This window comes from Brevibacillus panacihumi W25, assembly GCF_000503775.1.
Classification (GTDB): domain Bacteria; phylum Bacillota; class Bacilli; order Brevibacillales; family Brevibacillaceae; genus Brevibacillus; species Brevibacillus panacihumi_A.
This window is the reverse complement of the sequence record NZ_KI629782.1, coordinates 2,351,333-2,373,834: the sequence shown is the minus strand read 5'-3', so window position 1 is coordinate 2,373,834 and position 22,502 is coordinate 2,351,333. Positions and strand designations below refer to the sequence as shown.

At 51.9% G+C, this 22,502-nt stretch carries 21 protein-coding genes; 14 read left to right on the top strand and 7 right to left on the bottom strand.

What is annotated here, in order from left to right; genetic code table 11:
• Positions 1-79: 79 nt before the first annotated feature.
• The 4 genes from T458_RS40620 to T458_RS40605 all read right to left on the bottom strand — a co-directional run bounded on the left by T458_RS40620 (position 80) and on the right by T458_RS40605 (position 2,544).
• Complete coding sequence (locus T458_RS40620; RefSeq protein WP_023556794.1) at positions 80-853, bottom strand: pirin family protein; 774 nt, start codon at positions 851-853, stop codon at positions 80-82.
• A 45-nt stretch (positions 854-898) separates the two neighbouring features.
• Positions 899-1,285 carry a DoxX family protein gene (locus T458_RS40615; protein ID WP_023556793.1) on the bottom strand — a complete coding sequence of 129 codons (387 nt, stop codon included), beginning with the start codon at positions 1,283-1,285 and terminating at the stop codon, positions 899-901.
• Positions 1,286-1,361: 76 nt separating this feature from the next.
• Positions 1,362-1,988 (bottom strand): FMN-dependent NADH-azoreductase, encoded by a 627-nt coding sequence (locus T458_RS40610; RefSeq protein WP_023556792.1) that lies wholly within the window; start codon positions 1,986-1,988, stop codon positions 1,362-1,364.
• Between the two features lie 100 nt (positions 1,989-2,088).
• Positions 2,089-2,544 carry a MarR family winged helix-turn-helix transcriptional regulator gene (locus T458_RS40605; RefSeq protein ID WP_023556791.1) on the bottom strand — a complete coding sequence of 152 codons (456 nt, stop codon included), beginning with the start codon at positions 2,542-2,544 and terminating at the stop codon, positions 2,089-2,091.
• Positions 2,545-2,714: 170 nt separating this feature from the next.
• Between T458_RS40605 and T458_RS40600 the strand changes: the two genes are divergently transcribed.
• From T458_RS40600 to T458_RS40535, 14 genes are all read left to right on the top strand, one after another.
• Complete coding sequence (locus T458_RS40600) at positions 2,715-3,641, top strand: DMT family transporter (RefSeq protein ID WP_023556790.1); 927 nt, start codon at positions 2,715-2,717, stop codon at positions 3,639-3,641.
• A 113-nt stretch (positions 3,642-3,754) separates the two neighbouring features.
• Complete coding sequence (locus tag T458_RS40595) at positions 3,755-4,855, top strand: carbohydrate kinase (RefSeq protein ID WP_023556789.1); 1,101 nt, start codon at positions 3,755-3,757, stop codon at positions 4,853-4,855.
• Between the two features lie 3 nt (positions 4,856-4,858).
• Entirely contained in the window at positions 4,859-5,776 is a 918-nt protein-coding gene (locus T458_RS40590; protein WP_023556788.1) for a pseudouridine-5'-phosphate glycosidase, read from the top strand.
• Between the two features lie 281 nt (positions 5,777-6,057).
• A complete protein-coding gene (locus T458_RS40585; protein ID WP_031305727.1) occupies positions 6,058-8,481 on the top strand; it encodes a heavy metal translocating P-type ATPase in 2,424 nt (807 codons plus the stop codon).
• A gap of 47 nt (positions 8,482-8,528) precedes the next feature.
• Positions 8,529-8,729, top strand: coding sequence for a copper ion binding protein (locus T458_RS40580; protein ID WP_023556786.1), 201 nt, complete (start codon positions 8,529-8,531; stop codon positions 8,727-8,729).
• A gap of 265 nt (positions 8,730-8,994) precedes the next feature.
• Complete coding sequence (locus T458_RS40575; RefSeq protein ID WP_023556785.1) at positions 8,995-9,813, top strand: PHP domain-containing protein; 819 nt, start codon at positions 8,995-8,997, stop codon at positions 9,811-9,813.
• Complete coding sequence (locus T458_RS40570) at positions 9,789-10,568, top strand: sugar phosphate isomerase/epimerase family protein (RefSeq protein ID WP_023556784.1); 780 nt, start codon at positions 9,789-9,791, stop codon at positions 10,566-10,568. The genes T458_RS40575 and T458_RS40570 overlap by 25 nt, the downstream gene beginning before the upstream one ends.
• An 18-nt stretch (positions 10,569-10,586) precedes the next feature.
• Positions 10,587-11,366 carry a 5'/3'-nucleotidase SurE gene (surE, locus tag T458_RS40565; protein WP_023556783.1) on the top strand — a complete coding sequence of 260 codons (780 nt, stop codon included), beginning with the start codon at positions 10,587-10,589 and terminating at the stop codon, positions 11,364-11,366.
• A gap of 29 nt (positions 11,367-11,395) precedes the next feature.
• Positions 11,396-12,484, top strand: coding sequence for an ABC transporter substrate-binding protein (locus tag T458_RS40560; RefSeq protein ID WP_023556782.1), 1,089 nt, complete (start codon positions 11,396-11,398; stop codon positions 12,482-12,484).
• Positions 12,474-14,219 (top strand): ABC transporter permease, encoded by a 1,746-nt coding sequence (locus T458_RS40555; RefSeq protein ID WP_035316087.1) that lies wholly within the window; start codon positions 12,474-12,476, stop codon positions 14,217-14,219. The genes T458_RS40560 and T458_RS40555 overlap by 11 nt, the downstream gene beginning before the upstream one ends.
• Positions 14,216-15,271 carry an ABC transporter ATP-binding protein gene (locus T458_RS40550; protein ID WP_023556780.1) on the top strand — a complete coding sequence of 352 codons (1,056 nt, stop codon included), beginning with the start codon at positions 14,216-14,218 and terminating at the stop codon, positions 15,269-15,271. Before T458_RS40555 ends, T458_RS40550 begins: the two co-directional genes overlap by 4 nt.
• Positions 15,272-15,344: 73 nt before the next feature.
• Complete coding sequence (locus T458_RS40545; RefSeq protein WP_023556779.1) at positions 15,345-16,214, top strand: arginase family protein; 870 nt, start codon at positions 15,345-15,347, stop codon at positions 16,212-16,214.
• A gap of 161 nt (positions 16,215-16,375) precedes the next feature.
• The gene (locus T458_RS40540) at positions 16,376-17,914 is read left to right on the top strand and encodes an MDR family MFS transporter (protein ID WP_023556778.1); all 1,539 of its coding nucleotides are present in this window, start codon (positions 16,376-16,378) and stop codon (positions 17,912-17,914) included.
• Positions 17,915-17,997: 83 nt separating this feature from the next.
• Positions 17,998-18,957, top strand: coding sequence for a helix-turn-helix transcriptional regulator (locus tag T458_RS40535; protein WP_023556777.1), 960 nt, complete (start codon positions 17,998-18,000; stop codon positions 18,955-18,957).
• Positions 18,958-19,228: 271 nt separating this feature from the next.
• Here T458_RS40535 and T458_RS40530 read toward each other — a convergent pair whose 3' ends face one another.
• From T458_RS40530 to T458_RS57465, 3 genes are all read right to left on the bottom strand, one after another.
• Positions 19,229-19,759 carry a hypothetical protein gene (locus T458_RS40530; RefSeq protein ID WP_023556776.1) on the bottom strand — a complete coding sequence of 177 codons (531 nt, stop codon included), beginning with the start codon at positions 19,757-19,759 and terminating at the stop codon, positions 19,229-19,231.
• 551 nt (positions 19,760-20,310) lie between these two features.
• The gene (locus T458_RS40525) at positions 20,311-21,798 is read right to left on the bottom strand and encodes an IS1182 family transposase (protein ID WP_031305725.1); all 1,488 of its coding nucleotides are present in this window, start codon (positions 21,796-21,798) and stop codon (positions 20,311-20,313) included.
• A 503-nt stretch (positions 21,799-22,301) separates the two neighbouring features.
• A complete protein-coding gene (locus T458_RS57465; protein WP_023556774.1) occupies positions 22,302-22,448 on the bottom strand; it encodes a hypothetical protein in 147 nt (48 codons plus the stop codon).
• Between the last annotated feature and the right edge of the window lie 54 nt (positions 22,449-22,502).

The window sequence follows — 22,502 nt, the reverse complement described above, 5'->3', positions numbered from 1 at the left end:
CATCAGAAAAACAAATACGCCCTTAAGCCAAAAAGTCTGCTTAAGGGCGGTCGTTTTACCGTTTGTTCACTGCTTCTTCTTATTTGCGATACAAGGTATACTCCACTTCGGTAGGGACCTGAATCAGTACGATTCGCAGAGGACGGTCGTGATCAGCCTGGTAGACGACGTTGTTGTCCGCTTCGGCGGTGGAGACGACGAAATCTCCTTTCGCGGCTGTCGCTGAATGGACAGCTCCAGCACCTGCTTCCCGTATCTGACCCGCACCGTCTACCACTACAGCCGCATGCGCATATCCAGCTTGGAGAGGGCGTGCATAGGTGGCTCCGGCCGGGATCGTGACGTCCCACATTTGTGCATCCGTCACAAGCTGGATCGGAGCGTCAGTACCAATAATCCGTTTCACAAGCACACCATCTACCACCTGGCTCGGAAACTCATCATGATCGAACTGGTTGTAGGTAGGCGGCCTTTTCGTGGCCTGGGATAGATGCGGCTCAAACCAGATCTGAAACATCTCGGTATCCGTGCCTAATTCCTCTGCGTGGTAGGCGCCGGAGCCGGTTTGCATGATCTGCGCCCCGCCCGTCGTCACCTTTTGCATGTTTCCTAACGTATCTTTATGGCCAACACTTCCACTCAGCACATAGGACAAAATCTCAAAGCCGGAGTGAGGGTGAAACGGAATTTCAAAGGTCTTCAGTGATTTCGCCCAAGCCCAATAAAAGAGCGGGCCGACACGATCCACCACAGACCCTTCGCGAGGAAAGCCAATCGGTTTGTTTTCCACGATTTCACCGTCGCCAAAATGTCCTTTTGCTTGTTCGTTTTGTGTGTAGACGCGAATATCCATCAGCATATTCCTCCTTCAAATAAGCCTGTGGCGTACGTGAAATGATTAAAACAAGACGTAAGCACCAGGTCCGATCAAGGCAACCCCGATTACGACCGCAATCAGAGTCAGATTGAGTTCATAGCCGTTCTGCGTAGCCCAATATCCATTTTGACCGTGAACCTTCAGAATAGCAACCAGCATGGTGAAGGCGATCAGAATAGCTCCGATCCAGGTTCCGACACCACTTGCAAACAAGAGTCCGCCGACCAGCTCACCGAGTCCGGCCAAGAGGGCCATGAGGACACCAGGCTTCATCCCAAGCGATTCCATCCAGCCGCCTGTACCCTTCAATCCATAGCCGCCAAACCAGCCAAACAATTTTTGCGTACCGTGCGCTGCCATCGACAACCCAATCACCAAACGAATGATAAGCAATCCAAGATCCATCATGTTTCATCTCTCCTTAAGTTATTTTAAATTTGACTATCTTTAATTAGAGATATTTGTCCGAAAAGGCTGGCGGGCCTTAAAAGGACTCCGCCAGTTTTGCTGCTTTTACTACACCTTCGTGAACGATTTCTTCTGCTTTGTCAGGGTATTGATTGTGGCCCTCTACGATCACTTCGGCAATGTCTTTCACTCCCCAGAAACCAAGGAGGGTGTTCACGTAACGGTTAGCTAATTCTACTGTATTCATTGGCGCTTCGGAGTATACACCGCCGCGAGCGCTCAACAGGGCAACCTTTTTGCCGCCGAGCAAACCTTCTGGACCGTTAGCTGTATAACGGAATGTTTTACCGGCTTGGGACAGGTAGTCAAAATACGTGTGCAGGACAGCAGGCACTGTGAAGTTCCACATTGGGAAGGCAATCACTACCTTGTCAGCCTCGATGAATTGGTTCAGGTATTTCGTTACCAGCTCAGCGCCTTTTTGTTCTTCAGCTGTCAATTCCATACCTTTTCCAGCCTTGAACATAGCTGTCAGCAGGTCGTTTCCGTAGTAAGGAAGATTTTCAGCGAACAGGTCCAGTTCGGTGACATCGTCGTTCGGATGAGCTTCCTTATAAGAATCAGCGAAAGCATGGTACAGTTTCACGCTGACTGCTTGCTCGATTGGACGATCGTTTGCTTTGATGAGAAGTACTTTGCTCATGGTATAGTAAATCCCCTTCCAAAATGTAAGTTACTAATATTATTTTTGTATATCTTGATTTTGAGATTATTACAGAATCGATCTTTTGTCAAGCGTAAATCTAAAATTGTTCTTGCGCTGCTATTCCCAATTTCTTCAGCAAGGCGATGGCCTGTTGTTTCTCTTCAGGGCTCAAACCGCTGACAGCCTGTTCGACCGCTTTCGTATGAGCAGGGAAAATTTCGCTCAAGAACCGATGGCCTTTTTCCGTCAGTTCGGCAAAAATCACACGGCGATCTTCCGCACAGGGCTTGCGGACAAGCAGCTGCTTCTTCTCTAGTTTGTCCACTACGTAGGTTATATTGCCGCTGGATATCAGGATCTTCTCACCAATTTGCTGAAGCGGTTGTGGTCCTTTATGAAAAAGCACTTCCAGAACTCCAAACTCGGTGGGATTCAATCCGTGTCGGCGAATATCCCGATTCGTGCAGGCTGTTACCCAGTTATAGGAACGGGAAAGAACAACGAACAGATCGAGGGAATCATTTCGAAGTGGCTGTGGTTGATTGTTGGACATAGCCAGCCCTCCTAGTCTCCATGAGATAAAAATCTCTAATTTAAGATAATTTTATTAAAAAGATTCACGTTTGTCAAATCAGCGACCCTTCCAGGGCAATGCTGCGTCTTGTATCCGGCATGGGAATGGGATATATTCCATACTAGATCAATGATAGGGAGTTATGAAACATGTCGATGCGCGTGCGCGGTATGAGCATGGTGCTTGTGGCCGCCTTGTTGTGGGGTGTCTCGGGGACGGTAGCTCAATCCTTGCTTCAGCATTATCAATTCACAACAGATTGGCTTGTCGCCGTTCGCTTGCTTTTGTCAGGCATTTTGCTGCTGATACTATCTTTATTTGGCAAGAAGCGTCAGAATGTTTGGAGGATACTGGGCGCGGGAGCGGATTTCGGGCGGCTGGTGGTCTTTTCATTGCTCGGGCTGTTGGCTGTGCAGTATACGTATTTTGCTTCCATTGAGTTGGGCAATGCTGCGACGGCTACTCTTCTGCAGTACCTGGGGCCTGTCTTGCTGACGGGGTATCTTGTCCTGCGGAATCGACAATTGCCCAGTCTGGCACAGGTAGCAGCTCTGATTCTTGCCTTGGTCGGCACCTTTTTGCTGCTCACCAATGGGAATCCCGGTCAGCTTTCCATCTCTACCGGAGCGGTTTTATGGGGATTGGCATCAGCGGTCGCGCTGGCTTTTTATACCCTGTATCCGAAAAAGCTCCTGGAACGGTGGGGAGCTACGGTAGTACTGGGTTGGGGGATGCTCCTTGGGGGTATTGGCTTATGCATCCTGACGCAGCCCTGGCAGGCGACCGATCAAATCTGGAGCATTCAGTCGGTATTGGGAGTGGGCTTTCTCATCGTGTTTGGAACACTGATCGCCTTTTTTCTTTATTTAGACAGCATGCGTTTCATCCTGCCATCCGAGACAAGTATCCTGGCGTGCGCCGAACCGCTGTCTGCCGTGGTTGCGACTGTCATGTGGCTGCATGTTCCGTTTGGCCTGTTTGAGTGGATCGGTGCAGGCTGTATCGTGGGGACGGTCATGGCTTTAGCGAATCATAAAGAGAAAAAAGCAGAGGCTGTGAGCGAACAGCCTATGTAAAAACCTGGGGAACCGGGTTTTTCTTTTTCAAAAGCTTTGAAAACAATTGTTTGTATGATAAACTTTTGTTTGTAGGCATTAGAGGAAATCATAACACGGAAGGGAGGAAGACCGTGGACAAAGAAAAGCAGATTTTGCACCACATCCGGCACAATCCATTTATCAGCCAACAGGATTTGGCGGACTTGATCGGCATATCCCGTTCTGCTGTGGCGGGCTACATCGCCCAGTTGACCAGAAAGGGCGAGATCAAGGGGAGGGCCTATGTGTTGCGTGATGAAGGCTTGATCACCTGCATCGGCGGAGCCAATCTGGACCGGAAAGCGCGAGGCAAGCAGCAAATCCGGCTGCATTCCTCCAACCCTGTGACGATTACGGAGTCATGCGGGGGTGTCGCTCGCAATATCGCGGAAAATCTCGGTCGACTCGGCTGCCACACTTCCTTGGTCACTTGCATCGGAGAGGACAAGGAAGGGGAGTGGATCGTCCAGGAAACCAAAAAACATGGCGTTGATCTCAGTCCGATTTGGCGGCTTCCCACCCAAAGGACGGGAACGTATACGGCTTTGCTGGATATCGATGGCGAGATGGTGGTCTCCCTCGCCAACATGGACATTTACGATGCGCTGACACCGGAGATGTTTGCGGAAAGATGGCCGCATATCGCAGCAGCCCATGCCGTTTTTCTCGATACCAATGTACCGGCGGATTGCCTGGCGTACATCATAGAGCGTTGTCAGCAGGAGCAGATTTCACTGTTTATCGATCCGGTCTCCTCGGCCAAAGCGCAAAAGCTCCCAGCTCGACTGGATGGTGTCGAAGCGATCCTGCCCAATCGCGAAGAAGCGGAATTGCTGGCAGGAATGGAGATTCATTCCCTTGAAGACTGCGCCCGAGCTTGTGCCATCATTCGCGAGCGTGGCGTGAAGCACGTGATCGTTACGATGGGAGAACTAGGCATTTACTGCCAATCAGAAGAAATGTCCGAGCATGTGCTGCCGTATCCGACTGAAGTCGTGGATGTGACGGGAGCAGGCGATGCTTTCGTTGCGGGATTGCTGTATGGGGTTGTGAACGGAGAGCCGTTCCCCAAAGCGTTGCGTCTCGGGCTGGCAGCTTCGGCCCTCGCGCTGCAGACAGAGCAATCCGTCGCCGCCGCGCTCAAGCCGGAACAACTGGAAGAGATCGTCGAACAATACGAAAAGGAGCGATAAGGAATGAAAGCTTATCTGAGTTATACAGACGAAGTGCGTAACGCGTTGGAGAACAATCTGCCGGTGGTGGCTTTGGAAACGACGATTATCTCTCATGGGATGCCGTATCCGCAAAACATCGAAATGGCGAAGGAAGTAGAGCAAATCATTCGGGACAACGGCGCTGTTCCCGCAACAATCGGCATCATGAACGGTCAGATCAAAATCGGTCTGTCCGAGAGCGAATTGGAAGAGTTTGCAACCAATAAATCCGTGGAAAAAGTAAGCCGTCGCGACTTCCCGTATATTCTGGCGAGCGGAAAAATCGGAGCTACGACGGTCGCGGCTACGATGATTGCGGCCCAATTGGCAGGCATCCGCGTATTCGCTACCGGAGGAATCGGTGGAGTCCATCGCGAAGGGGAAGTGACCTGGGATGTATCCGCCGATTTGATGGAGCTGGCTGGGACCAATGTAGCGGTCGTCTGCGCAGGTGCCAAGTCGATCCTGGATCTGGGCCGCACGCTCGAATACCTGGAGACACATGGAGTGCCTGTCGTCGGGTACCGCACCGATGAGTTCCCGTCCTTCTTTGCCCGCGAGAGCGGCTTCGGCGTAGACTTCCGTCTGGATACACCGGAACAGGTCGGAACATTGCTGGATACCAAATGGAAGCTGGGCCTGAACGGCGGTGTCGTGATCGCCAATCCCGTGCCGGAATCCGACGCGCTTGAGCATGACAAGATCGAAGCAGTCATCCAGCAAGCCTTGGACGAAGCCAAGCAAAACAACATCGCTGGGAAAAAAGTGACGCCATTTTTGCTCGACAAGGTCAAGCAGCTGACAGCCGGAAAAAGCCTGCAAACCAATATTGCCCTGGTGCGGCACAATGCTGCGGTTGCCGCGCAAATTGCAGTGGCCTACAACGCGAAAAGCAAGTAGCAAGTATGGAGAAAGAACGCGGGTACAAGTTCCTGCGTTCTTTCTTTTTGTACACATTACTGGCCGGGAATTCTAGTCAGCTGTCCCCCAGTTTGAACAGGAAGGCGCCCATTACCGGCCCTGCAGCCTGCAAGGGCATGCAGATTCCCATTTATTTTTAAAAACCCCTTGATATACCTAAGGGGGGTACAGTAAAATGGGATCATGATAAGCAATCAGCTTTCGGGGAACAATAACTGAAAACATACCCCTGGAGGGTATGGATGATGGGGGAATACCTGATGAGTGCTAAAACTGCAGAAGCAACCCTTCCCATAGCGGGAATGACGTGTGCCGCATGCGCTCTTCGCATCGAGAAGGGATTAAAGAAGCTGGATGGCGTCGAGACGGCCAACGTGAATCTGGCGCTGGAGAAATCAGCAGTGGTCTACGACCCGACGAAAACCAGCGTGGATGAGATACGCGGGAAGATTGAATCGCTGGGCTACTCGGTCGCAGCGGATAAGGTGGAGCTGTCGATCACCGGAATGACCTGCGCTGCCTGTGCGACCCGAATCGAAAAAGGGCTGAACAAACTGCCGGGCGTGTTGAAAGCCAATGTGAACCTCGCCTTGGAGACCGCCTCCGTCGAGTATGACAGCAGCCATGTAGGGGTCTCTGACCTGATCCGCCAAGTGGAGAAATTGGGCTATCAGGCTGCACGGCGGGATGAAGGAGACTCGGGAGCCGAGCAGGATCGCCGGACGATCGAGATCAAGCGGCAGACGAGGAAGTTCTGGGTCTCGGCGATCTTGTCTCTGCCCCTTCTGTGGTCGATGGTTTCTCACTTTTCCTTCACGTCGTTCATCTGGCTGCCTGAGATCCTGATGAATCCCTGGGTGCAGCTCGCCTTGGCGACACCAGTCCAGTTCGTGATTGGCGCACAGTTTTACATCGGGGCGTACAAAGCGCTGCGCAACAAAAGTGCCAATATGGACGTTCTGGTAGCGCTTGGCACGTCGGCGGCCTACTTCTACAGCTTGTATGTGACAATCAGCTCGATTGGTTCTCATATGCAGATGCTGGATCTCTACTTCGAAACGAGTGCCGTACTGATCACCCTGATTCTGCTGGGGAAATTATTCGAGGCCAGAGCCAAGGGGCGCTCCTCGGAAGCGATTCGCAAGCTGATGGGACTGCAGGCCAAGACTGCCTCCGTCATCCGCGACGGTGTAGAGATCGTCATTCCTGTCGAGGAAGTACGACCTGGTGATCTGGTGCAGGTCAAACCCGGAGAAAAGATCCCGGTCGATGGCGTGGTACTGGAAGGGCAGTCCGCTGTAGATGAATCGATGCTGACGGGGGAAAGCATCCCGGTCGACAAAGCGGCTGGCGACAACGTGATTGGAGCCACGATCAACAAGAACGGCGTCTTGAAAATCAAGGCGACGAAAGTAGGCAAGGAGACGGCCTTGGCGCAGATCATCCGTGTAGTAGAGGAGGCGCAGGGCTCAAAAGCGCCGATCCAGCGCATGGCCGACAGTATTTCCGGCATTTTCGTTCCGATCGTCGTCGGGATCGCAGTTTTGACATTTCTCATCTGGTTCCTGCTGGTTATTCCCGGTAATTTCCCGGAAGCGCTGGAAAAAGCGATTGCCGTCCTCGTCATTGCGTGCCCGTGTGCACTTGGGCTGGCGACACCTACCTCGATCATGGCAGGCTCAGGGCGTGCAGCGGAATTGGGCATCCTGTTTAAAGGCGGCGAGCATTTGGAGACGGCCCATCATCTGGATACGATTGTACTGGATAAGACGGGTACCGTTACCAAGGGCGAGCCGGAGTTGACCGATGTCCTTCCTTACGCAGACTTCTCGAAACAAATATTTTTGGAGCTTGTTGGGGCAGCCGAGAAAAATTCGGAGCATCCCCTGGCGCAAGCAATCGTAAAGGGAATTACGGAGCAAGAAGGCGTGGCGCTGGAGAACACGACCTCCTTTGAAGCCATTCCTGGCTATGGAATCCGCGCTGTCGTAAAGGGGCATGAAGTGCTGGTCGGCACTCGCCGTCTGATGGAACGCGATCAGATTTCCTTCGAACCCGTGGCGGAGCAAATGCTGTCTTTGGAAAAGGCGGGCAAAACCGCAATGCTGGCCGCGGTAGACGGTCAACTGGCCGGATTGATTGCCGTGGCGGATACCATCAAGCCAAGCTCGCGCAAAGCCATCGAGCGCTTGAAGGAGATGGGCATGACTGTCATCATGATGACGGGAGACAATCGTCAGACGGCAGAAGCCATCGCCCGCGAGGCAGGAATCGATCATGTAATTGCCGAAGTGCTGCCGGAAGGAAAGGCGACGGAAGTAAAAAAATTGCAGGAGCAAGGGAAAAAAGTGGCGATGGTCGGAGACGGGATCAACGATGCGCCTGCTCTGGCTACGGCCGATATCGGGATGGCGATCGGGACAGGAACCGATGTGGCGATGGAAGCGGCCGATATTACCCTGATGCGCGGCGAGCTGACCAGCGTAGCCGACGCCATCGTGATGAGCAAGCGAACCATCCGCAACATCAAGCAAAACCTGTTCTGGGCATTGGCCTACAATACCTTGGGCATCCCGGTAGCGGCAATTGGCTTCCTCGCTCCGTGGCTGGCGGGTGCGGCGATGGCGTTCAGTTCCGTGTCCGTCGTTCTCAACGCCCTGCGTCTGCAGCGCGTGAAGCTGTAACTCTGCTATTCAAAACATCAACATATACAAATGAGGAGAGATGAAAAATGAAAACAATCACCCTGAATGTAGAAGGAATGTCCTGCAACCACTGCGTTATGACGATCGAGAAAACCTTGAAGGAAATCGGGGCCAGCGGAAAAGTAGACCTGGCTGGCCACAAAGTGGAGGTTTCCTACGAAGAAGGCGCAGTATCGCTGGAGAAAATCAAGGAAGCCATTGAAGACCAAGGCTACGATGTGAAGTAAGATGATGCAAAAAAATGCTCCAGTCCGATGATAAATGTCGGGCTGGAGCATTTTTTAGTAGGAACAAGAGTGAAATTGTAAAGACTTTGCAAATCCTTTACAGGGCATTAACATTCCGGCTCACCCGTCCGCTTGGGCCTGGGAAAATAGGCCGCCGGGCTTTCATCAAACCTTGTTTCCCCCTTCACATGCCGTTAAAAATCCCATTCTACAATAAAGGTAATCAATCAAGACGACGGTGGGAAAAGGGAGGACTTGGAGAAGAATGGATCTGCATATGCACACCACCGCTTCCGACGGAAAATTGACCCCGCGCGAGCTTTTGCTTGAAGCAAAGGCGAGGGGAGTAGAATACCTGGCGATCACGGACCACGATACGGTAGACGGTTATCTGCAAGCGCGGGAAGAGGCAAAAAGATTGGATCTGCACCTGATTCCGGGGATTGAGTGGAATACCGAAGGGCCCGAGGGAGAGCTGCACATCCTCGGCTACGGTATCGACATTGCTGATCCGCGTTTGCTCCACCTGATGGACAAGCGGCAGCAAGAGCGGATCGAATGGATTGGCGAGATCGTGGAGCGCTGCAATCGGCTTGGTTTGGAGATTACTCAGGAAGAATGTCTGGCTCGGGCCCAAGGCAGCGTGATCGTCCGTACCCATGTCGCCGAAGCCTTGGTCGAACGCGGTTATGGACGTTCCCCCCAGGCCATGTTCGATGCTTATCTGCGAAAAGGTTCGCCGGCCTATGTGCCGAGACCGTCCTTTTCAGCGCGTGAGGCGATCGAATCCACGCATGAGGTCGGGGGGATTGCGATCCTGGCTCACCCGGGCATATATCCGTTCGAGGTGCAGCTAGGCAATCTGCTGGACTATGGAATTGACGGCATTGAGGTGTACTATCCGCGCCATTCCTTGGCGGAGATGGCGTATTGGGAGCGCGAGGCCAAAAAGCATCATTTGGTCCGATCCGGCGGGAGCGACTTTCACGGTCATGGCACGCGCAACCCGAGTCCGATCGGGAGTGTTCCGATACCGGTAGAGGCAAGGGAGTGGTGGACATGTTGTTTGTTTCGTCAACTTTGATGTGGGCGTATCCCGTCGAAGCGGCGATTTTGATTGGTCGTCAGTACGGTTTTGCCGGAATGGAGGTATGGGCGGAGCACGTCTGGTTCCACCGCAGCAGCCCATTGGAGATTCGGGATGCCGCCAAGCGGACGGGATGCAAGCTGACTTTGCACGCCGCCAGTTGGGACTTGAATCTATGCTCGCTGAATAAGGGAATTCGCGAGCAATCGATCCAGGAGGTAAGGCGCTCACTGGATTTGGCGAAAGAGATCGGCGCAGCAAGTGTCACGATCCATCCGGGGCGGGTCACTCTATCGGCCAAGACCAGAGGCTGGCATGAACCCATCCTGATCGACAGTCTCAACAGGCTCGCTCGCGAAGCGATGGACAGAGGCTTGACGCTCTCCATCGAACATATTGAACCGCTTCCCAAGGAACTGGTGGTCACGCCGGAAGAACTGAATCGTCTGCGGGCTGCCCTGGATTATCCGACAACAGCCACGTTCGATATTGCGCACGTCCCGCTGAACTGTTCTTTGACGAGTTTTTACCATGAATTGGAAAACATCGACAAAATCCATATTAGTGATGCTACCGCCGAAAAGCTGCATGTGCCGCTTGGAACCGGGAGCATCGACCTGGAGGCAATCTGGCCGCTTATTTGGGAAAAAGAAAGACCCATCATCGTAGAAGGCTGGGATGATTCCCGCGAGCTTTCCGTACTCAAGCAAAATCTCTTGTATCTCGAACAAAGCCATTGTGTCTCTTTTTGAATAGGAGGAATCACTGTTTTGAACATTCTCATCACCAACGACGACGGCATATTCTCCAATGGCGTGCTTTGTCTGGCACAGGCACTCCAGTCTTTCGGAAATGTATCGATCGTCTGTCCCGATCAGGAAAGAAGCGCGATCAGCCATGCCATCACCCTCAAGTCGCCGGTGAAGGCGAATAAAGTGAATTTTTTCGATACGTCTCTGGAAGCCTGGGCGGTCAATGGCACCCCTGCCGACTGCGTCAAGATGGCGCTCGAAGTCATTCTCAAGGAGAAGCCGGACGTGATCGTGTCGGGGATCAATCGCGGTCCCAATCTGGGGCGGGATGTATTTTACTCCGGAACGATCTCGGCAGCCATTGAAGGGGCGATGTACCAGATTCCATCTATCGCCGTCTCGCTCGCTACCTTGAAGCCCAACGCTTCCTACAACCTGGTGGAAACCCTGGCGTACGACGTGTTTGAAACCTTGTTTCGCCACAAGCTCAGCGCGGACACGGTACTGAATATCAATCTGCCGTATCTGTCCAAAGAGATGGTCAAGGGAGTAGCTGTCACTCCTCTTGCCATGGACGTTCTGCGCTATCAGTACGTCGGTTTGAACGATCCGCAGGGGTATTTGTGCTATTGGCTCTCCGACACGCTGGGAGAGATTCATTTGGAAGAGGAAGAGTCGGATTATTACAAATTGCGGGATGGCTACATTACGATCACTCCTTTGCAGTTGAACATGACGAATATCGCGATGAAAAGCAAAATCAGCAAGTGGTTTCAATCGACCGTGCAACGCTCATAAACGCTCTAAACCAAGGAGGATAACCGAAAATGAACCGAATCGCTTTGCGCAAATGGACCTTGTCTTTGTTTGCAGCCGTCTCCGTAATCGGCTTGACTGCTTGCGGTACTTCATCGTCATCTCCTCAGGCGGCAACCCCTTCTCCTGAAGCTGCGCCGCAAACGAACAATCAAGCTGCTGAGCCTGTGCCGGCAAAAGTCGGGGGCACACTCAGCTTCTATACGTCCCAGCCCGATGCCGATGCAGCAGCACTGATTGACGGTTTTGCGAAAAAGCATCCGGAAGTGAAGGTAGAGCTGTTCCGTTCCGGCACAGAAGAAGTGATCAGCCGTCTGCAGGCGGAAGCCCAGGCGGGACAGGTGAAGGCAGACGTGCTGTTGGTAGCCGATGCCCCGACCTTTGCCAGTTTGAAAAAACAGGATTTGCTGATGCCGTACACCTCCCCCGAGGCAGAGCAGATTCCTGCCGAGCTCAAGGATGCAGACGGTTCCTACACCGGAACCAAGGTCATGGCGACCGTCTTGGGCGTGAATACCCAGAAGGTCAGCACATTGCCGGATAGCTGGAAGGTTCTGACCGCGCCGGAAGCAGCCGGAAAAGGCGTCATGCCAAGCCCGCTGTACTCTGGTGCAGCTGCTTACAATCTCGGGGTATTTACCCGGCAAAGCGAGTTTGGCTGGAATTATTTCGAGGGACTGAAAGCCAATCAAATGACGGTATCCAAGGGCAATGGAGCCGTACTGAAAAGCGTGGCTGGCGGTGAGAAGGAGTACGGAATCGTCGTAGACTACATGGTAGCCCGTGCGAAACAAGAGGGATCTCCAGTCGAATTGATCTATCCAAGTGAAGGCGTGCCCGTGATCACAGAGCCGATCGGCATCCTGAAAGGGGCGCAAAATCCCGATGCAGCAAAAGCCTTTGTGGATTACGTCTTGTCCGAGGAAGGGCAAAAGCTGGCAGCTGACCTCGGCTACACGCCGATTCGCAAAGGGGTAGAGGCGCCAGAGGGACTCAAGTCATTAGAGGAAATCAAGGTGCTGTCTGCAGATATCGCTGAGCTGGAGGCATCACGTGAAGCGGATAAAAAGAAATTTGGAGAGATGATGGGTGGCAACTAATTGGCAGACCACACTCACAAAACGACAGGCTGAGGGGCGGAGACGTCTATGGACTGCCCCCCTCCCGATGGAAAAGGCGGCTGGATGGCTGGTGCTCCTGCCAGTCGCCTTCTTTTTCGTCTATCCGTTGTGGAAGCTGGTCATCCTGAGCGTGAAAACAGAAGCGGGATTGGGTCTCGGCATCTTTTCCGAGTTGTTGGCGGATGCGCGGACGTGGTCAGCGGTCTACCACTCCTTGACTGCAGCCGTTCTGTCCACTGTCTTAGCGCTTGTAATCGGTGTCTCGCTCGCCTGGCTTTGCGCGTATACCGATATTCGCTTCAAGGGAGCGATTCACGTCATGGCGATGCTGCCGCTGTTGATTCCCTCCTACGTGATGACGTTGGCCTGGACGCAAATGGCGGGACCTGCCGGTGTTTTGAACCGATTCGCCAGTTGGCTGATGGGCTTTCCTGTGGAGCTGTGGAATGTATACGGACTGGACGGGATCATCGTCGTGATGGGCCTGAGCCACTATCCGCTGGTCTACATGCTGACGCTCTCGGTTCTCTATCGCATTCCCAAGGAGCTGGAATGGGCGGCTCGTTCGTGCGGCGCTTCCTCGCGCAGTGTTCTCGGGCAAGTGACCCTGCCGCTCGCATTGCCCGGGATCGCCAGTGGAGGCTTGCTCGCTTTTATTTCGGGATTGGACAACTTCGGCATCCCTGCATTATTGGGCATCCCAGCGGGCATTCCCGTTCTGAGCACGCTGATCTATGAGCAGGTGATCGGTTTTGGTCCCAGCGCCTTCGGTCGAGCTTCGGTCTTGTCCATTCTGCTCGGGATCATCGCTTTGGGCGGGACGGGTCTGCAATGGCTGCTGCTGCGCAAAAGCCGAGTCGATCAGACCAGTGCAGAGGATCGCTCTGTCCGCTACACGCTGGGAAAAAAACGGTTCCTGGCAGAGGGAGCAGTAGGACTCTTTTTATTGATAACCAGCTTCCTGCCGCTGCTCTCCATGGCGTCGACGGCGTTTATCAAAGCGTATGGTCTGCCGTTTCTCGCGGAGAATTTGACCTGGAAGCACTTTCTCTTTGTGCTGCGGGATCATGCCGGGACGCGGGAAGCGCTGGGCAACAGCCTCATGCTGGCTGGTTTGACAGGTGCTCTTTGTCTGATCGTGGGGACGTTGTTTGCCTACTGGCGCGTCCAGCGTCCCCATAAGCTGGGGAAAATGCTGGAGGGCGCTGTCTCGTTGCCGTATGCACTGCCGGGCATGGTGGTTGGCTTGGCGATGATCCTGACCTGGATGGAGCCAATTCCGGGCTGGCAGCCGGGTATCTACGGCACAGTTTGGATGATCCTGATTGCCTATGTGACGCGCTTTTTCATCCTGCAGGTGAAAAGCAGCACCGTCTCGATCCTGCAGGTCGGTCGGGAAGTGGAGGAAGCGGCGCGCATCAGCGGGGGCAAGCTGTGGACGCGATGGGGCCGCATTTTGTTGCCGCTGTATGCGCCGGGGATGCTGACGGGTCTATTCCTCGTCATGCTGACAGCCTTCACCGAGCTGACCATATCCTCTCTGCTCTGGTCTTCCGGGTCGCAGACGATCGGCGTCGTCATCTTCGGCTTTGAACAGGCGGGTTCTACTACATTGAGCACAGCCCTTTCCACGTTGATCGTGACAGCCATTTTGATTCTGTTGGCGATCGGAGGATTGTGGAAGCGATATTGGCAAAGGAGAGTAGAAGGATGAATGAAGCGAGGGTAATGGGTGTATCCAAACGGTTCGGCGAGGTGGTTGCCCTCCACAGGATCGATCTGCATATCGGAAAAGGCGAATTCGTCGCATTGCTGGGACCCAGCGGCTGCGGCAAGACGACTCTGCTGCGTCTGTTGGCCGGCTTCGAGTCTCCTTCGAGCGGGGAAATCTGGCTGAACCAGGAGCTTGTCGCAGACCAAGACAGGCGGATGCCGCCGGAGCAAAGGCGCATCGGCATGGTGTTCCAGTCGTTTGCCCTCTGGCCTCATCTGACCGTCTACGACAATGTGGCCTTTCCATTGCGGCATCAGCAGCATGTCCCGGAGGAGTACAAGCAAAATCCGCGTGCGCGAGTGGCGCAGATGCTGGAGATGGTGGGGCTCGGCGGGATGGAGAAGCGCTACCCGAGCCAGTTGTCGGGCGGGCAAAAACAGCGGGTGGCACTGGCGCGGGCGATCGTTTTCAACCCGACGCTGCTTCTGATGGATGAACCGCTCAGTAGCCTGGACGCCGAGTTGCGCATTCAGATGCGCAAGGAGATCCAGCATATTCACCGGGAGCTGGGCACTTCGATTGTCTACGTGACGCATGACCAATCCGAAGCCTTGGCGATGGCGGACAAAATCATCGTCATGCGGGGCGGCCGAATAGAGCAGGCGGGTACGCCGCACGAAATTTACTACGAGCCGCAGTCGCCCTTTGTCGCCAAATTCGTCGGCCGCGCCAACTTCGTCAAAGGGAGCTGGGCCGACTCCTCCACCTTCCTGCTGGAACGTAAGGGACAAACCTCGTTGCCTGTGCGAGTCTCGCAGGATCTCACTCCTTTTCAACGCGAGCAGGTGCTGCCAGTCAGACCGGACCAGATCCGGCTGCATCCATGGCACGATGGCCAGGACGGGGTGAAGGGGCGTGTGCAGCACGTGCAGTTTCAGGGTAGGGAGCTGCTCTATTCCATTCAGGTGGGTGAGGAAGAATGGGAGGTTTCGACTGATATCGCGACCCGCTTTGCGTATGGAGATCAGGTGGCGGTTGAATTGGTGGTGTAACCAGTACCCGGAAGCGCCATTGTTCAGAGACCTATTTTATGGTATTTTCTGAATAGTTCTTGGACAAAACGCAATGGAGGGAATCATTATTACCGTCAAAATAAAAGGAATACCCCATTTTGCAGGTGCTTTCGTCTCGGGTACTGAACTCTCCCCTGATGCCTTGCGCAAAGCAGGGCTAGTTGAGCATTTGCAGGGAAGAGGCCTGGCCGTGGAAGATTTGGGTGATTTGAAGCTGCCGGACTATATGCCGCGTCACAATATTCCTCCTGTTCGCAATTGGCCTGCTCCGCGCATGCTGTGGGATCTGCTGCAGAAGGAAGCTGCGGAGTGGATGGACCAAAGCGATTTTCTGCTCATGCTTGGAGGGGATTGCAGTCTGATCGTGGGAACCGCACTTGCCCACCAGCAAAGATACGGGGAACAGGCGTATCTGCTGGTCATCGATGGGCATCTCGATGCGGTGGCTCCTTCGGCGAACCGCTGTATCGGAGCAGCGGGGATGGGGCTTTGGTTTTTGCTGCAGGATCAGGGCATGTGGATCGAGCGTTCAGGCTGGACCGCGGATCGGGTCAAGCTGGTCGGCTGCCAGAAGCCGCCAAATGAGGCGTATGGAGTAGAAATCGTGTCACTGGAGAAGCTTCATGCAGGCGATATGGAGCAGGAAATGGCCCGTGTCATGCAGTCCATCCCCCCTGATGCCAAAATACTGGTGCACTTTGATGTCGATGTGATGAACAAGGAATCGATGCCTGCTGCATATGCGCCAAGCGAGACGGGACTCAGCCTGGAGGAAGCGCAGCGACTCCTCGTGCGAGTGCTGCAGGATCGGCGAGTCGTCGCGATGGAAGTCACCGAGTTTTCGGCCTTGCGCGACACGACGGGCGAGCAGGCGCAGAAGCTGGTGGGCTTGCTTGGAGAAGCGCTGGCGGTTCGAGGGTAGCGATATCATGTTCTGATGAAACCATACGGACAACGAAAAAGGTTGTCCGTATTTTTTTTATCCCTATTCCTGACAAACAGATGTCAACAAGCGTGGTTTATGATCATGCCATCAACATGCTTCATCACGCATGAAACCAGACGGAAAGGGATGAAAATCAAATGGCACCAACTCAGAACCAAAACAAAGTAGGAATTGTCATCGCAGGTCTTCTGCTCTCCATCTTGATGGCCTCGATGGATAACACGATTGTCGCGACAGCGATGGGCACGATTGTCGGAGAAATGGGCGGCCTTGACTCGTTTATCTGGGTCACATCCGCCTATATGGTAGCGGAGATGGCAGGAATGCCGATCTTCGGCAAGCTGTCGGATATGTATGGAAGAAAACGATTCTTTGTCTTCGGCATCATCGTGTTCATGGCAGGCTCGGCACTTTGCGGGACAGCAGAGTCGATCCTCCAGCTCAGCATCTACCGGGCGATTCAGGGAATTGGCGCAGGGGCGATGGTATCGATCGCCTTTACGATCATGTTCGATGTCGTGGCAGTGAAGGACCGCGGGAAAATGACCGGCATGTTTGGCGCTGTATTCGGCTTGTCGAGCATTCTGGCCCCGATGCTCGGCGGTCTGATTACGGATCAATTCCATTGGGCATGGATCTTCTACATTAATTTGCCGCTCGGCTTGCTGGCTTTTTTTCTGGTGCTGTTCTGCTACAAGGAATCGATGGAGCATTCCAAGCAAAAGATTGATCTTCTCGGGGCGGTTTTATTGGTAGGAGCGGTTGTATGCCTGATGCTAGGCCTGGAGCTGGGGGGAAAAGCGTATGCATGGAACTCTCCGCAGATCATGGGCATGTTTGCAGGCTTTGTGGCCCTTGCCGTATCCCTGGTATTCGTAGAAAGGCGTGCGGTTGAGCCGATACTTTCTTTTCGGATGTTTCGCAACCGGCTCTATACGACCAGCAATCTCATCGGGATGCTGAGCGGGGCGGCGTTTATGACGGCATCCGGCTACATTCCGATCTACGTTCAGGGCGTGCTGGGTGGCAGTGCGACTCATGCCGGTTTTGTCTTGTTGCCCATGATGATCGCCTCGGTCGTGACAGCGACGGTGGGGGGATACCTGATGGCAAAGCTCCCGTATCGGATGATTTTGATCCCGACGATGATCCTCTTTATCGTAGGTCTTGCTTTGCTCGCTACGATGACCAAAGATACTCCGCGCCTTCTCATCACGATGTATATGATTCTGATCGGGCTGGGCATTGGCTCCACCTTTTCTGTCCTCAGCAGTTCAGCGATACATTCGTTCCCTGCATCACAACGAGGAGCAGCCAGCTCGACGCTCAATTTCAACAGATCGCTTGGCATGGCGCTTGGCATCACGATTTTTGGCATTCTGCAAAGTCATTTCCTTACGGGCGGCCTGGCGAAGCTGTTGGGCGGCAACGCGACTGCATTGTCCACGGGTGTAGATTTCAAAGATGCGCATGTCCTGTTGAACCCGGCGATCAGGCAATCGATGGACGCTCGTTTGCTGGGCGTGATCCTGGATGCTCTGTCCGGTTCCATCGTGACGACTTTCATGTGGAGTCTGATACCGGCCTTTTTAGCGCTGGCGGCAGCTTTCATGATGAGCCAGGAGAAGTTAAATCCTGCTGAACAACAGGACGGCTACCCGGCAGCATCGCATTGATCAGGCCCTCAAGAAACATACCTTGATCCAGATGAAACTCGGTTTATGATTGGGGTATCAGGAATTGTACAGGAGGCACGGCCATGAAACTGGAGCGCCTTATGGCGATCACTATCATTCTTTTAAACCGGAAGAGAGTGCAGGCACAAGAGTTGGCAGAACGGATGGAAGTGTCGCTTCGCACCATCTACCGTGATATGGAGTCTTTGAGTCTGGCAGGTATACCGATTGTTTCCTATATGGGTACAGAAGGGGGCTATGAAATCATGGACAGCTTCCGATTGGATCGGCAGATGCTCTCTCATGACGAGTTGATCGCCATGCTGACTGCGCTGCGTGGTCTCCAATCTACCAAAGCACTGAGTGAATCGAGCATGGAGCGGTTGCTTGAAAAGGTTGGCGCCTTGGTCTCGCAGACAGAACAAGGGAGTTTGGCTGATCGCGACCAAATCCTGGTCGATTTTACGCCTTGGAGATCGAGTGAGGCAGAGCGGAAAAAATATGAGGTCTTGAACCATGCAGCAAAGGAAAAAAAGCTGGTTAGCTTCTCCTATACCGACCATCTAGGGCAAGAAACGATGCGGCGCGTGGAACCGATGGGCCTTGTCCTCAAAGGGTACAAGTGGTATTTGCACGGCTATTGTTTGGAACGTGAGGATTACCGGATTTTTCGGCTCTCACGAATCCGAGATCTGCAGACGCAAGCAGAAACGTTCCAACGACGGGATATGGAGCTAGAAAAACTGAATGAAAAATGGAGGCAGCTGCCGGACCGCCCCGGGCCTATGGTCGATGTCGTCCTGCACTTCTCCAGCGCGTTGAAAGCTGTGGTTGCGGATCGATTTGACGAGGATGACATTGAACGGCAGCCGGATGGCTCTCTCCTCGTCCGGACCACCATGCCTGACCAGGATTGGCTGATCAGTTTTTTGCTCTCCTTCCGAAATAAAGTGCGGGTTCTCGAACCGGCCCGTTTGGCTGCGGCAGTCAAGACGGCAGCGTTGGAGATAGCAGGACTGTACAGTGATGTGGAGTTTAATTAACTTGAGAAACTCGTTTACCACTCGATAGATAACGATCTTGCATGGTTAACCTTTAAAAATGCAGGTAGAGTGCTTCGAAATATTACCATTTGGGTTAAATGAGCTGAATCATGAGTATGTCCTACCTTTACTCAATTTCAGTTTACGGCAAAACACTCCTACTACTATTAAGAAATTAAGAATATCCCCCCAAGTAAGTGCAGACTTTTTGATGTATCTGACTATTAAGGGGGGATATGATAAAGAGTTCTTCAGTTAGTTTTCCGAAGAATTATCTGGTTTGTTGGTATACCGTGACAATTCCTTTCACATTTCCAACGACTCTAAGACGATAATCAACATCATCATCTAAGTCTTCAAAGTATTCGTATTGTTTTGAGCCAATACGCATTTCAACTTCCTGTACGACTGCCCATCCATTTGCCCAATCATTCCATTCCACCAACTCAATGTCATAAGTTGAGTTGCTCCCTGTATTTTTTTGCGCATCTGACAATATTCGTATGTTGTTATTAGTTGCCGAAGCTACATATACAGCTTTAGGAATTACATAGAAAGAATTTACCACATATTCAGCCGACCATAAGATTTTTCCATATGACGCTTGTATCTCTATGTCACCTTCTGTTTGTAGTCGCTCTTTAATCTCACTTTCCGATAAGAATCGATGGCTTCCACTTTCTGGGCCATAAAGCTTTTCATAGTCTTTGTTAGTTTTACCAACTTCGGCGGAGGCGATAGAGGGGGCAAGCATTGTTAAAACTAGACTGCCAATCATTAAAGCCTTTTTTGTTTTAGTCAAAGCAATCACTCCATTTCATATTTTTACTAAATATGGTAAAATGTTGAATGGTAACACAATTGCGAGAACTAATCTACCAAAAAATGGGAGGTTTTTATGAAAAAGAAATTAACAATGGTGCTTGTTTTCTTGTTGCTAACAATTTCGATAATGGGATGTTCAACTCAAGGTGAGTCACCGGAGGACACTGTCAGTCAATATCTTGCAGCCATCAAGAATAAAGAGGTAGATAAAGCGTATGAAATGCTTGGTGGGTCCAATGTGCCCGATAAGGATAGATTTAAAGCTTCTATTGAAAGACATCAACTCACAGAGTTTAAGATACTTGAGACACAAGAGGGGGAAAATGGGGTAGTATCTATCAAAGTTCAGTACAAAATTCAGGGAGCCAAAGGTGTGGAAATACCAAATGAATTAACCTTATCCCTAGAAAAAAAAGGTGATAAATGGAGAGCTCTGCAAAATCCCCTTGTTGGAGCTTGCAACTCGAGTAACCCCATTGAATTGTGTAAAAAAGAGGGCAATAACGAAAAAATGCAGTTCAATCTCCCTCAGGAGGCGGACTGCATTTTCTCTGTTAATTTTATCATCCGTTTTACATTTACGACGAAAGTCGTAAGTATGGCCTGTATTCGCATGCGAAAGAGACCACGGTACTTAGCCTTGGTCATCCCATGATACCTTTTTAGTTCCGCATTTTTATGTTCAATAATCGGTCTGCGACAAATACGTTCCTTGAACGTATCGTTGTTCTCAAACTCGATTTGCTCTTGGTAATGTTCCGCCACAATCCGAATGGAATAGGTTTTGCTCTTCGCTCCTGGCTTGAAGCATCCTTCCTTAAGCGGGCACGCCTTGCATTTCTCGGTATCGAAATAGAAAACAAGAGAACGACTATTGCCACTTTGCTTGCTTCCTTGGACAGCTTTTCGAATACTGTGTTGTCCTGCCGGACAAATAACAAAGTCTGCATCCTTGTTGTATTCAAAACCTTCTTGTCTAAGCCCTCCGTTATGTACGATCGGGTTAAGTGGTACGACGGGTTGAATCTGCTTACTTTTCATCTCTTCCAAATTATCTTTACCCGAATATGCAGTGTCAGCAATCACTTCATGTACTTCTATACCTGCGTCCAAGGTTTGATTCAAAAGTTCTTTGAATTGTTTGCCGTCATCCGAACTTCCTTCAGTAACTTCCACAGCCGTAATGATCTCTTCTTCTGTCATGGCGATATGTTCTTTGTAGCCAAAAAAGGATTTTGTATTGCTCTTCCATCCAAAGCGTGCATCCGGATCAATGGCCGACATAATGCCTTTATTGGCAAGGAGACGCTCGTCTTCCACGATGGCCTTGGCGATTCGAACTTTCTCCGAGATGGAACCTTCATGATCCGGCAACAACAACTCAACAGTTTCCCCAAGATTAGCCAGGTACTGAAGCATGATCTTCTCGGCATCCTCTTGATCTTCTTTCCTCAACCCCGGTAACTTCGGGAGTTTCTTCTCAAGCTTGGGATGCTTTTTCACCACAACACGGAACAGGCGCTTCGCCGCATCTCGAAGTACTTCAAGTGGCTTTTGTTTTTGCGAAGCTGCCAGTGTATGGGTGGAGTCCATGATGATCGTCTTTGACTTCACAAGACCTTTTTCGATGCACTGACGCACAACTGATATGAGCACCTCATCCACGGCTCCTGCTCCTAATCGATGATTACGAAAGCGAGACAGTTGGGAGGGGTCAGGAAGGTTATCCTCCGGATTTACACCTAAAAACCACTTGTAAGCGAGGTTTACCTGCGTTTCCTGAATGATGCGTTCATCCGAAAGATTGTAGAGAACTTGTAAAAACAGCAAACGAAACAGGAGTTCTGGTTCGTTAGCAGGTCTTCCGTAATGCTCACAATAAGAGGAACGAACTAAGTCATGAATAAACGTGAAATCTACGATTTCATTGATTTTTCGTAATGGGTGATCCTCGGGAATCAGTTTGTATAATTCGGCATGGAAAGATGCCGTCATTTGTTTAGAGGGCTGTAGCAATGGTTCCCACTCTTTCGTTTTCTTCTCATTGTACAACAAACATCAATGTCTAAGGGCACTGGGGTTCAGCCTTTGAAAACCTACTGTTTCGGAGGAGAAGCAGGTTTCCAGGCGGAGCGATTGGCGGAGTCCAGCCTAGCGGAACAGCGAAGCCCGGGGAAACAGAAGCGCAACCTATGAATAAACTCCGGAGCTGCGCGCCGTTTTGCGCTTCCCCCAGGATCGCTGTGGAGCGGACAGTTTAACTCCCTTGCGGGACGTAGACCGTAGCGCAGATCGGAAACATGCTTCTCCCCACTACAGCTACATTCACGACACATGAATCCCCAGTACCTAAAAGCACTGGGGATTCAGTTTACAGATAGTAGGTGGACTTTTGCAGGGCTCTCTAAATGGGGAATTATTTTTAGTAATGATAGTTCTTCTGACAACCAAATAACAATTAAATGAGTTTGAAATTCCCTTAAGAGCAGAAAGATCTTTTACATCCTTAACCAAGCGGACTACCACAGTGTTGTCCGCTTGGTTTTTACTTGTTCCGTTTTTTGGCAGTTGGAAAATTCCCGTTTCAGCATGCAGAACGCTTGGCGATTTACAAACCAGGATCCTCCCAGCAGCATCGCTTCAAACCACATAGCATGTTCATGCACAATGGATGGGCCCTCCGCGTATACCTAGTAGGCAACGGGAAAGAGGTGACCATA